At 62.1% G+C, this 11,122-nt stretch carries 12 protein-coding genes; all 12 read left to right on the top strand.

What is annotated here, in order from left to right:
- Window positions 1–440: 440 nt before the first annotated feature.
- The 12 genes from murJ to OF122_RS00080 all read left to right on the top strand — a co-directional run bounded on the left by murJ (window position 441) and on the right by OF122_RS00080 (window position 11,068).
- Complete coding sequence (murJ, locus tag OF122_RS00135; protein ID WP_264225882.1) at window positions 441–2,003, top strand: murein biosynthesis integral membrane protein MurJ; 1,563 nt, start codon at window positions 441–443, stop codon at window positions 2,001–2,003.
- 173 nt (window positions 2,004–2,176) lie between these two features.
- Entirely contained in the window at window positions 2,177–3,211 is a 1,035-nt protein-coding gene (trpS, locus tag OF122_RS00130; protein WP_264225881.1) for a tryptophan--tRNA ligase, read from the top strand.
- A gap of 88 nt (window positions 3,212–3,299) precedes the next feature.
- Window positions 3,300–3,794 carry a universal stress protein gene (locus OF122_RS00125; protein ID WP_264225880.1) on the top strand — a complete coding sequence of 165 codons (495 nt, stop codon included), beginning with the start codon at window positions 3,300–3,302 and terminating at the stop codon, window positions 3,792–3,794.
- 136 nt (window positions 3,795–3,930) lie between these two features.
- The gene (locus OF122_RS00120) at window positions 3,931–4,497 is read left to right on the top strand and encodes a NifU family protein (protein ID WP_264225879.1); all 567 of its coding nucleotides are present in this window, start codon (window positions 3,931–3,933) and stop codon (window positions 4,495–4,497) included.
- 113 nt (window positions 4,498–4,610) lie between these two features.
- Complete coding sequence (tsaB, locus tag OF122_RS00115; protein WP_264225878.1) at window positions 4,611–5,207, top strand: tRNA (adenosine(37)-N6)-threonylcarbamoyltransferase complex dimerization subunit type 1 TsaB; 597 nt, start codon at window positions 4,611–4,613, stop codon at window positions 5,205–5,207.
- Complete coding sequence (rimI, locus tag OF122_RS00110) at window positions 5,204–5,683, top strand: ribosomal protein S18-alanine N-acetyltransferase (protein ID WP_264225877.1); 480 nt, start codon at window positions 5,204–5,206, stop codon at window positions 5,681–5,683. Before tsaB ends, rimI begins: the two co-directional genes overlap by 4 nt.
- A gap of 38 nt (window positions 5,684–5,721) precedes the next feature.
- Window positions 5,722–6,159 carry a Fur family transcriptional regulator gene (locus OF122_RS00105; RefSeq protein ID WP_264225876.1) on the top strand — a complete coding sequence of 146 codons (438 nt, stop codon included), beginning with the start codon at window positions 5,722–5,724 and terminating at the stop codon, window positions 6,157–6,159.
- 11 nt (window positions 6,160–6,170) lie between these two features.
- On the top strand, window positions 6,171–6,950 hold the full coding sequence (locus tag OF122_RS00100; RefSeq protein WP_264225875.1) for a lysophospholipid acyltransferase family protein: 780 nt from the start codon (window positions 6,171–6,173) through the stop codon (window positions 6,948–6,950).
- Between the two features lie 9 nt (window positions 6,951–6,959).
- Window positions 6,960–8,345 (top strand): tRNA (N6-isopentenyl adenosine(37)-C2)-methylthiotransferase MiaB, encoded by a 1,386-nt coding sequence (gene miaB / locus OF122_RS00095; RefSeq protein ID WP_264225874.1) that lies wholly within the window; start codon window positions 6,960–6,962, stop codon window positions 8,343–8,345.
- A 50-nt stretch (window positions 8,346–8,395) separates the two neighbouring features.
- The gene (locus OF122_RS00090) at window positions 8,396–9,433 is read left to right on the top strand and encodes a PhoH family protein (protein ID WP_014132534.1); all 1,038 of its coding nucleotides are present in this window, start codon (window positions 8,396–8,398) and stop codon (window positions 9,431–9,433) included.
- Complete coding sequence (gene ybeY / locus OF122_RS00085; protein WP_264225873.1) at window positions 9,430–9,918, top strand: rRNA maturation RNase YbeY; 489 nt, start codon at window positions 9,430–9,432, stop codon at window positions 9,916–9,918. The genes OF122_RS00090 and ybeY overlap by 4 nt, the downstream gene beginning before the upstream one ends.
- 208 nt (window positions 9,919–10,126) lie before the next feature.
- Window positions 10,127–11,068: a hemolysin family protein gene (locus OF122_RS00080; protein ID WP_264225872.1), complete on the top strand. Its 942-nt coding sequence runs from the start codon at window positions 10,127–10,129 to the stop codon at window positions 11,066–11,068.
- Window positions 11,069–11,122 lie beyond the last annotated feature (54 nt).

The following is an 11,122-nucleotide window of genomic DNA, read 5'->3' as shown; positions in this document are numbered from 1 at the left end:
AGCCCGTTTGCCACCACCGAGTGTACTCGATCCCGGGTCTCCGCCCGGGATGACAATTGGGGAATGTGGCAGCCGTCACCCAATTTTCTCCGCCGTCATCCCGGCCTTGAGCCGGGATCCAGTACACTCCGCGCAGGTCGGGATCGACCCCGCGCGCCCCTTCACCCGCCGGCCCCGCCAGCGATCCTCAACACGACGTCCCCCAAACACCTCGCATGTCATTTCGGGCCTTGTTCCCGGAATCCAGCCAGGCGCCGGGTCTTCGCCGGGGATGACGATCGGGAATTTGAAGAATTTTCCCCTATTACCTCTGCTGTCATCCCGGCCTTGAGCCGGGATCCAGTACACACAGCGCAGGTCGGGATCGAATCGGCACGCCGTCCAGCGCGTGAAAGGACTCTTTTCCCTTCCGGCCATCCCGCCTCCGAGCCACCCCGCCCATGAGCCTTTTCCGCAACACCATGTCGGTCGGCGGGCTTACCCTCCTCTCGCGCATTTTCGGCTTTGTCCGTGACGCGCTGATCGCCGCCGTGCTCGGCATCGGCCCCGCGGCCGATGCCTTCCAGGCCGCCTTCCGCCTGCCCAATCTGTTCCGGCGCCTGTTTGCTGAAGGGGCGTTCAACACCGCCTTCGTGCCCATGTTTTCCGGCGCGCTGGAAACCGATGGCGCGGACGGGGCCAAAAAGCTGGCCGGCCGCATCATGAGCTGGCTGGTCGCTGCCATTCTGATCGTCACCATCCTCGCCGAAATCTTCATGGAGCCGGTGATGACGGTGTTCGTCCCCGGCTTTGTGGGCGATCCCGAAAAGTTCGAGCTGACGGTCTTTCTCTCGCGCATCATGTTCCCCTATCTCGCCTGCATGTCGCTCATGGCGGCCTATGGCGCGATCCTCAATTCGCTGGGAAGATTCTTTGCCGCTGCCTTCGCCCCGGTGCTTTTGAACCTCGTCAACATCGCCGTTCTGGTTCCCCTTGCCATCTGGACGCTGGAAAACCCCGCCGATGTAGCCTTCTGGCTCGGGGTCGCCGCCATGACGGGCGGCGTTGCGCAATTGGCGCTGGTGTTTTTCACCATCCGCCGCGCCGGGTTCCTGCCGGCCATCGGCATGCCGCGCTATACTGACGAAGTGCGCCGCTTCTGGCTGCTCGCCCTTCCGGCCATCGCGGCGGGCGGCATCATCCAGATCAATGTGTTCGTAGGCACCGTCATCGCCTCCCAGGCCGATGCCGCCATCGCCATTATCGCCAATGCCGACCGGCTCTATCAGCTTCCCTTGGGCATTATCGGCATCGCCATCGGCACGGTCCTGCTCCCCGAGCTCTCGCGCCATCTCTCGTCGGGCCGCGAGATCGAGGCGCGCGCCTCGCAAAGCCAGGCTCTCCAACTCTCCATGGTTCTCACCCTGCCCGCCGCGATCGCGCTCTTTACGCTGGCCGAACCCATCGTGCGGGTCCTGTTCGAGCGCGGCGCCTTTGACGCGGCGGCAACACGCGCTGTCTCCCACACCCTTATGGGGTTCTCGCTCGGCCTGCCGGCTTTCGTTCTGGTGCGCGTCCTCCAGCCGGGGTTCTTTTCGCGCAAGGACACCAAGACCCCAACGCTCATTGCCGGGGTGTCGCTGGTCGTCAATATCGCCCTGTCATTGGTCCTCTTCCCCCATCTCGAGCATATCGGCATCGCGCTGGCCACCTCGACTTCGGCCTGGGTCAATGTGGGCCTGCTCGCCGTGCTTCTGGCCCGGCGCGGCCATTTCCGGCTCGCGCGGCCCGAGGGTCTGGCCCTTGCCGGCACGCTGGCCGTCGCCGTTGGCATGGGTCTGGCGCTGTGGGGCCTGGCCACGCTCGCCGGACCGGCATTCGCGCCGGGCTTTTTCTTCCCGCTTCAGGCGCTGGCCCTGCTCGCCATCTGCGTTCTGGGCGCTGGCCTTTATTTCGCGCTCCTGCACGTAACGGGCGTCCAGCCGCTCGGCGCGATCCTCGCGCGCTTGCGGCGGCGGCGCTAAGGCTCTAAAGCGCGTCCAGCAAAAGTGGAATCGGTTTTGCGGTTCGGACGGGCGACAAAACAAGGATCTAGATCAAATCCGCGTTTCCATGAAAGGCGGATTTGATCTAAACCCTTTCCCGGCCCGCTCGCGGGCATTTCTTTCGTCCAGATATCCAAGGGACCATAAGTCCAATGCCTTTCACCGATCGCGTCTTTTCCGGCATCAAGCCCTCGGGCGATCTGCACCTCGGCAATTATCTCGGCGCCATCCGCCGTTTCGTGCCGCTGCAGAACGATTTCGAGTGCATCTATTGCGTCGTCGATATGCATGCGATCACCGTCTGGCAGGACCCCGCCGATCTCAAGCGCTGGACCTATGAAATCGCCGCCGCCTACATCGCGGCTGGCGTCGATCCGACCGCCCACATCATCTTCAACCAGTCCCAGGTCGCCGAACACGCCGAACTGGCCTGGATTTTCAATTGCGTGGCGCGCATGGGCTGGATGAGCCGCATGACCCAGTTCAAGGACAAGGCGGGCAAAAACTCCGAAAATGTCTCGCTGGGCCTGTTCGCCTATCCCTCGCTGATGGCCGCGGACATCCTGCTCTACAAGGGCACCCACGTTCCGGTCGGCGACGACCAGAAACAGCATCTCGAACTGTCCCGCGACATCGCCGCCAAGTTCAATCACGACTTTGCGTCTTCGATCGCTGCCAATGGCTTTGACGAGGATTATTTCCCGCTGCCCGAACCGGTCATCACCGGCCCGGCGACGCGAGTGATGAGCCTGCGCGACGGCACGAAAAAGATGAGCAAATCCGAATCCTCTTCGGATATGGCCACCATCTATCTGATGGACGACGCCGAAACGATCACCAAAAAGATCAAGAAGGCCAAGTCCGACGCCGACGCGTTGCCCAGTGAGGAAAAGGGCCTCGAAAACCGCCCCGAGGCCGCCAATCTGGTCGGCATCTACGCGGCGCTTTCGGACAAATCGGTGGCCGAGGTGCTGGCCGAATTTGGCGGACAGGGGTTCGGCGCCTTCAAGCCCGCCCTTGCCGATCTCGCCGTTTCGGTCCTTGCCCCCCAGGCCGCCGAAATGCGCCGGCTGGTCGCCGATCTGGCCCAGATCGAAACCATCCTGCGCAATGGCGCCGACAGGGCCCGCGAGATCGCCGCAAAGACCATGCTCGAAGTCCGCGACATCGTCGGCTTCATTCGCTGACCATAATTGAGCTTCATGCTGCCACTTGCGCGCCCGTCGCGCGCTGTGGCAGCATCGTCCTCCCTAAATCAGCTCCGGACAAAAGCGCTTGCCCGACACCCAGGATCGCTACGACGACGAATACAAACGCAAGTTTCTGGTCGTCGTGGATGAAAGCCCCGAATGCGCCAAGGCGGTCACCTTTGCCGCCCTGCGCGTCCGCCGCACAGGCGGCACCGTGGTCTTGCTCTCGATCATCGAACCCGACAATTTCCAGCACTGGCTGGGCGTCGAGGAAGTGATGCGCGCCGAGGCCTATGAAAATATCGAGGCGCTGCAGGCCCGCTACGCCGCCAACATCGCCGCCTTCGGTTCGATCAACGTCGAACGCGTGATTCGCGAAGGCAAGAAGACCGACGCCATCGAGGCCCAGATCGCCGAAGACCCCGCAGTCGCCATTCTCGTTCTCGCCGCCGCCGATTCGTCTGAAGGCCCCGGTCCCCTCGTCGCCTCGATCGCGGCGCGCGGTGCCAACGCGTTTCGCGTGCCGGTTACCGTGGTCCCGGGCACGATTTCGGACGCCGATCTCGCCGCACTGTGCTGAAATTGCCCTGTCCACTGGGCGTGGGGGTCAAATGCACCGAGGGTACACTGGGCGTCAGCCCCTTGCATTTATCCGCAAAAGGACTATCTTCCAAACCAACTTGGAATAGTTCTAAAGAGCCTTGAGAGGCGGAAAAATGTTCATTCAGACCGAAGTGACGCCCAATCCGGCGACGCTCAAATTCCTCCCCGGCCGCGAGGTTTTGCCCGGCGAGCCGCGTGATTTCCGCGACGCCGATATGGCCCGAATTTCTCCGCTCGCCTCGGCGCTTTTCTCGGTCGATGGCGTTTCGGGCGTGTTCCTGGGCTCCGATTTCGTGTCGGTCACCAAGGGCGAAGCCATTGATTGGGCTCACATAAAGCCCGCCATCCTCGGCGCGGTCATGGAACATTTCATGAGCGGCAAGCCCATCCTCGCCGAAGGCGCAGCGTCCGAACCGGTCGATACGGGCGATGAATTTTTTGAAGATGACGACGCCGAAACCGTTGAGGTCATCAAGGAACTCCTCGCCACCCGCGTCCGCCCCGCGGTCGCCATGGACGGCGGCGACATCACCTTCAAGGGCTATAAGGAAGGCACCGTCTTCCTGCACATGCAGGGCGCCTGCTCGGGCTGCCCCTCCTCGACCGCAACGTTGAAATCGGGCATCGAAAACCTGCTCCGCCACTTCGTCCCCGGCGTCGAACAGGTCCAGCAAATATAATATTATCAATCAGTTAGGCCTCACGCCTTACTGGCTGCAAATGCGGCCATACCAAAACCCCGCAAGCTCCAAACAGCTTGCGGGGTTTGTCGTTTCGGCCTATCGAAATCGGTATGAGCACGCCCGTGACCCTTGCCATCGATACCGCCCGCGAACGCCTGCAACTGGCGCTTGTCTTATCGAACGGCAGCGTCGAAACCGAAATTGCCGATGTCGCCAAGGGCCATGCTGAAATCATCTTCGGCGCCATCGGCGCACTGCTCGACCGCTGCGGGCTGACCTATCAATCGCTCAACCGCGTCGCCGTCACCACGGGCCCCGGCTCATTCACCGGCCTGCGTATCGGGCTTTCCACGGCCCGCGGGCTCGGCGTCGCGCTCGACATCCCGGTCATCGGCATCCCCTCGCTGCTCGCCCTTTCGCTCTCGCACGAGGGGCCAAGCGAGCTGATCGTCGATGCCAAGCGCGGCGAAGCCTATCGCCAGAGCTTTTCAGCGCCGGGCAAACCGCGTGACAAGGCCGACCTTGTCGATCTCAAGCAGATCCTCCAGATTGCCTCGCGCACCACCCCCGACGATCCGATGATCGATATCGGATTGATGGCGGCATTTGCCTCACGGGCCCGCGCCAGCGACTTTCCGGCCGATCCCACCTATATCCGTGCGGCCGACGCCAAGCCCCAGCTCGGGTTCGGAGTGGCGCGCAAATGAATTTCTGGGTTGCCCCGGGCGGCCTTCACATCGCCCGCGCTGAGATCGACGACGCGCCCGCCCTGGCAAAACTGCACGCGCAAGGCTTTTACCGCGGCTGGCCGGTTGCCGATTTCGAAGTCTATCTTGCCGATCCCAAGACCACGCCCGCCTATGTCGCGACCGACGCCAAACGCAACATTTCCGGCTTTGCCATGCTGCGTATCGCGGGCGATGAAGCCGAATTGCTCACCATCGCGGTCGACCCCAAAAAGCGTGGCCGCGGGCTGGGCCGCGCGCTGCTGGCCGCGGCCATCGCCGATTTGACCATGAGCCCGGTCAGAACCCTTTTCCTCGAGGTCGATGAAACCAACGCCTCGGCCATCGCGCTCTACCGCCGCTTCGGCTTTGCCGATATCGGCACCCGCAAGGGCTATTACCCAAAGCCCGATGGCAGCGCCGCGACCGCCCTTGTCATGGCTGCCCCGATCGGCTAACCCGATCTCTCCAAACCGGACAGATGCGCGAGGCGGGCATGGGCAACGAGCCTTTCACCGAAGCAACGCTTGAAGAGCAATGCGTGGCGCGCAACATGCGCATGACCGACCAGCGCCGGGTGATCGCCCGTGTCCTTGAAGCGGCCACCGACCATCCCGACGTCGAGGAACTCTACCGCCGCGCCTCTGCCGTCGATCCGCGCATTTCCCTCTCGACCGTCTATCGTACGGTCAATTTGTTTGAAGAAGCCGGGCTGGTCACCAAACACGATTTCAAGGACGGCCGCGCCCGGTTCGAGCAGATCCCCGACGAGCACCACGACCATCTGATCGATATCCGCTCGGGCAAGGTCATCGAGTTCCGCAATGAGGAGATCGAGGCCATCCAGGAACTGATTGCGAAAAAATTCGGCTACAAGCTCGTCGATCACCGCCTCGAACTCTACGCGGTCCCCTTGAAAGACAAGGACAGCTAAGGCCAACCCTCATGGCCTTGCGCCTCGCCTTCCTGGCGCTCATCGTCCTGCCCTTCACGCTGGTCGGTCTGCCGGTCCAGTTTGTTCTCGTGAAGCTGTGCCTCCCCGGATGGCAGCTTTTGCCTTCGATCTTTTTCAAACTGCTCGCGTTGGGCCTCGGTCTGCGTGTATCTCTGGCCGGCCAACCTCTTGCAAAAGGCCCGGTCCTCCTGGTCGCCAACCATATCGGTTGGCTCGATATCGTTGCAGTGGCCAGCAAATTCCCTGTCAGCTTCGTCGCCAAATCCGACGTCGCCCACTGGCCCGTAATCGGGACCCTGGCCGGTCTGCACAAGACCATATTCGTCAATCGCACCCGACGCACCGACACCCGCCGCACGGCAGGCGAGATGAGCACCCGCATTGCCCAAGACGTTCCGGTCCTGCTCTTTGCCGAAGGCACCTCCGGCATCGGCACCCACGTCCTTCCGTTCCGCTCGGCGCTGATGGGCGCCATAAAGGACGGCGCCAAAATCCAGCCCCTTGCCATCGCCTACACCAAAATCTCCGGCCTCCCCCTCTCACGCCCCGAGCGCCGCCAGGTCGCCTGGATCGGCGATATGGGCATCGGCGACAATCTCGGCGCCATCCTCAAATCGGGCCCCAAGGACGTCGTCCTCGCCTTCGGCGCTCCCCTCCCAGCGACCGATGACCGCAAACGCAACGCCAAATGGGCCGAAACCGAAGTCCGCGCCATGCTCAATGCCCTCAATCGCGCTGACCCTTTGCCAAAGGACGGGGAAGTGGTGTAAACCGCGCCCATGAGCGACAAACAGCCAGATCTCCCCAACGCCAAGAAGGTCTTCATCAAGACCTATGGCTGCCAGATGAACGTCTATGACAGCGATCGGATGACCGACGCGCTGGCCCCGCACGGCTATACGCCGACGTCCGAGATGGGCGAGGCCGATCTGGTGCTATTGAACACCTGCCACATTCGCGAAAAGGCCGCCGAAAAGGTCTATTCCGAACTCGGCCGCATTCGCGATTTCCGCAACGAACGTGAGCCCGGCGCCAAAAAGATGCTGATCGGCGTCGCCGGCTGCGTCGCCCAGGCCGAGGGCGAGGAGATCATGGCCCGCGCTCCGGCGGTGGATCTGGTCTTTGGCCCGCAATCCTATCACCGCCTGCCCGAACTCCTCTCCAAGGCCCAGAAAGGCCGGGTCATCGACACCGATTTCCCCGAGGAAGACAAGTTCGCCCATCTTCCGGCTGCCAAAAAGGAAGTGACCATTTCCCGCGGCCTCACCGCCTTCCTGACCGTTCAGGAAGGGTGCGACAAATTCTGCTCGTTCTGCGTCGTCCCCTATACCCGCGGCGCCGAAGTCTCCCGCCCCGTGGCACAGGTTCGCGCCGAGGCGCGTGGTCTGGCCGATGCAGGGGTGCGCGAGATCACCCTTTTGGGCCAGAACGTCAACGCCTATCACGGGCTGGGCGATAATGGCCAAAGCGTCAGCCTTGGCGCGCTCTGCCACATGCTGGCTGAAATCGATGGCATCGAGCGCATCCGCTATACCACGTCCCATCCACGCGACATGGATGACGAGTTGATCGCCGCGCACCGCGATCTGCCCCAGTTGATGCCCTATCTCCATCTGCCGGTGCAGTCGGGCTCGGATCGGATCCTCAAAGCCATGAACCGTCGCCACACCGCTGCCGAATATTTCGAGATCATCGACCGCATTCGCGCCGCCCGCCCCGATATGGCGCTCTCGGGCGATTTCATCGTCGGTTTCCCTGGTGAGACCGATGCCGATTTCGAAGCGACAGTGGATATGGTCAAAAAGATCGGCTACGCCTCGGCCTTCTCGTTCAAATATTCCACCCGCCCGGGCACGCCGGGTGCGGAAATGGACAATCAGATCGAAGAACACGTCAAAGCCGAGCGCCTCGAAATTCTGCAGGCCGAGATCACACGCCAGTCTCAGGCTTTCAATGCAGGCTGTGTGGGCATGACCCTGCCGGTTCTGATCGAAAAGCCCGGCCGCAATCCCGGCCAGGTGGCGGGCCGTTCGCCCTATCTGCAGGCGGTGCACATCAGCGCCGATCAGAGCCTGATCGGCCAGATCCTGCCGGTCGAAATCATCGCCCAGGCAAAAAATTCGCTCGAAGGCACAATTGTCACAGCGGATCGAATCGCGGTCTGATAGCTTTACTACTCGTTAAGAGTCGCAACGCTTCCCTGGAGCCATCGCGTTTGACACGGAATTTGCGGTCGCAACCCGACCAGTCCGCCGCCGCCCATCTCGAACTGGCGTTCGAAGACAATCGGCTCGTCTCCCAATTGTACGGTGAATTCGACCAGAATCTGGCGCTCATCGAGCAGCGTCTGGGGGTGCAGGCCAATTCGCGCGGCAACCACGTGATGCTGCGCGGCGGCGCCAACGCCGTCGATCAGGCGCGCCGTGCGCTCGAATCGCTCTACGACATGCTCGAAGAGGGCAAGGTCGTCGGCCCCGCCGATGTGGATGGTGTCATCCGCATGGTCCAGTCCGAGGACAGCCAGCTCTCGCTCCCCACGCTCGAAAAGCGCGGCAAGGTGCGCATGGCCCAGATCGCCACGCGCAAGGCCACCATCGTCGCCCGCAATCCGGCTCAAGATGGCTATATCCGCGCCATGGACCGCTTCGAGATGGTGTTCGGCGTCGGCCCGGCCGGCACCGGCAAGACCTATCTCGCCGTCGCCCACGCGGCGACGCTCCTCGAGCGCGGCGAAATCAATCGCATCATCCTCTCCCGCCCCGCGGTGGAAGCGGGCGAGCGCCTGGGCTTTCTGCCCGGCGACATGAAAGAAAAGGTCGATCCCTACCTCCGGCCCCTTTACGACGCGCTTTACGACATGATGCAGCCCGAGGTGGTCGAGCGCTGCATTGCGTCCGGCGCCATCGAAGTGGCTCCGCTCGCCTTCATGCGCGGGCGCACCCTTGCCAATTCCGCCGTCATTCTCGATGAGGCCCAGAACACCACATCGATGCAGATGAAGATGTTTCTGACCCGGCTGGGCGAAAATTCGAAAATGATCATCACCGGCGACCCCACCCAGGTCGATCTGCCGCGCGGGGAAAAATCGGGGCTTGTCGAAGCCCTCCACCTTCTCTCCGATGTCGAAGGCATTCACACGACGCGCTTTACCGACAAGGACGTGGTGCGCCACGCTCTCGTTGCGCGCATTGTCAGGGCCTATGAAGGCGCAACGGGCAAGAGCCCGGCCTCCGAAGGAAAGCTCGACGTTTGACGCCCAGACTGTCCGTCGAGATCAATCGCGCGGCCGGAGACTGGCCCGAAACCCTCCAGCCCCTGGCCGAAAAAGTCCTCGCCATGGCGCTGGAGAACTCCGGCTTTGCCGTGGACGGTCCTTGCGAAATCTCTGTTCTGTTGACCGATGATGCTGCCCAACAGGCACTTAACCGCGAGTGGCGGGGCAAGGACAAGCCGACCAATGTTCTGTCATTTCCCGCGCTCGACCCCGACGATGCCCTCGAAGGTCTTCTCGGTGACATATCGCTCGCCTACGAAACGTTGGTGGCCGAGGCTGACGGACTCGAAAAGCCTTTTGAGCACCATTTTGCCCATCTTCTGGTTCATGGAATGCTCCATGTTTTGGGCTATGACCACGAAACTGAGCAGGAAGCCCTTGCCATGGAGGCAAGAGAAACCGATATTATGGGGCTGCTGGGGTATCCAGACCCCTATGATGGTCAGGTTCTTTTGAACGACTGATCTTTGCGCAACAAGATACGGAGTGCCGACGGTCGGGCCGAAAAGACAAATGCCCACCGCACCCCAAATGACCGATAGCGATCAATCTAGCGCCGCGGCGCGCCGGCCGCATCGCCCTGAGGGCGACCATATTAATTCAACTTCGAGCGACAGAAAGCCATCGCTATGGGCGCGGATTCGCGCCCGTCTGCCGGGTCGGCCAGCGTCCTTGCGCACCGATCTCAAGGAGGCGCTCGAGGGCCCGTTCCTGCCCACCGACACCACCTTTTCCGCATCCGAGCGGGCCATTTTGCAAAATGTGCTCAAGCTCGGCGAATTGCGCGTCGAGGACGTCATGGTGCCGCGCGCCGATATCGAAGCGGTGGATTCTAGCGTCAATGTCGGCTACGTGATCGATAGGTTCCGTCAGGTCGGCCATTCGCGCATGCCGGTCTATGAGGAAGGCCTCGACAATGTCGTGGGCATGATCCACATCAAGGACGTGCTCGAAAAGGTCACCGAACCGGCCAGATCCGCAGCCCCGACCGCGGGAAACGGGTCGAACGGGCACAACAATCAAAGCCCGGTCAAGTTCGTCACCCCGGTGCTCAAGCAGCGCATCGGCAAGCTCGATCTGGTGCGCAAGGTGCTGTTCGTGCCCCCCTCGATGCCGGTCACCGATCTCTTGGCCTCCATGCAAGCCACCCGCATGCATATGGCGGTGGTGATCGATGAATATGGCGGCACCGATGGACTGGTGACAATCGAGGATCTTCTCGAAGCGGTCGTGGGCGATATCGAGGACGAACATGACGAAAGCGAAGCCTCGATGCTGCGCGCGGTCGATGAAGACAGCTTCATTGCCGATGCCCGCGTGGAGCTGACAGATCTGATTGAGGCCGTCGGGCCCGATTTCGATCCCGGCGAATATGCCGAGGAAGTCGATACTTTGGGCGGGCTGATCGTTGCCATGCTCGGCCGTGTCCCGGTGCGCGGCGAGGTCGTCTCCAAGCTCAAGGGGTTTGAATTCGAGATCACCCGCGCCGATGCCCGCCGGGTCAAGCAGGTCCGCATCACCCGCCGCCGCCGCAAGCAGCGGCTGTTGATCGCCGGTCCCAAGAGCGAGAGCCCGTCACATCCCGAACCGGAAAACCAGCAGGCGGCGGAATAGTGCGCTTCCGGCAAAAGTGGATGCCACTTTTGCCGGAAGGACGATGCAAAAAAA

Source organism: Pelagibacterium flavum, from assembly GCF_025854335.1.
Taxonomy (GTDB): Bacteria; Pseudomonadota; Alphaproteobacteria; order Rhizobiales; family Devosiaceae; genus Pelagibacterium; species Pelagibacterium flavum.
Note: the sequence above shows the minus strand (reverse complement) of the source record. Positions and strands in the feature narration are given on the sequence as shown.

Excerpts from the sequence above, each read along its gene's own strand:
- trpS (WP_264225881.1), top strand. The coding sequence starts at position 2,177 with ATGCCTTTCACCGATCGCGTCTTTTCCGGCATCAAGCCCTCGGGCGAT.
- OF122_RS00105 (WP_264225876.1), top strand. The coding sequence starts at position 5,722 with ATGGGCAACGAGCCTTTCACCGAAGCAACGCTTGAAGAGCAATGCGTG.
- tsaB (WP_264225878.1), top strand. The coding sequence starts at position 4,611 with ATGAGCACGCCCGTGACCCTTGCCATCGATACCGCCCGCGAACGCCTG.
- murJ (WP_264225882.1), top strand. The coding sequence starts at position 441 with ATGAGCCTTTTCCGCAACACCATGTCGGTCGGCGGGCTTACCCTCCTC.
- miaB (WP_264225874.1), top strand. The coding sequence starts at position 6,960 with ATGAGCGACAAACAGCCAGATCTCCCCAACGCCAAGAAGGTCTTCATC.
- OF122_RS00120 (WP_264225879.1), top strand. The coding sequence starts at position 3,931 with ATGTTCATTCAGACCGAAGTGACGCCCAATCCGGCGACGCTCAAATTC.
- rimI (WP_264225877.1), top strand. The coding sequence starts at position 5,204 with ATGAATTTCTGGGTTGCCCCGGGCGGCCTTCACATCGCCCGCGCTGAG.
- OF122_RS00100 (WP_264225875.1), top strand. The coding sequence starts at position 6,171 with ATGGCCTTGCGCCTCGCCTTCCTGGCGCTCATCGTCCTGCCCTTCACG.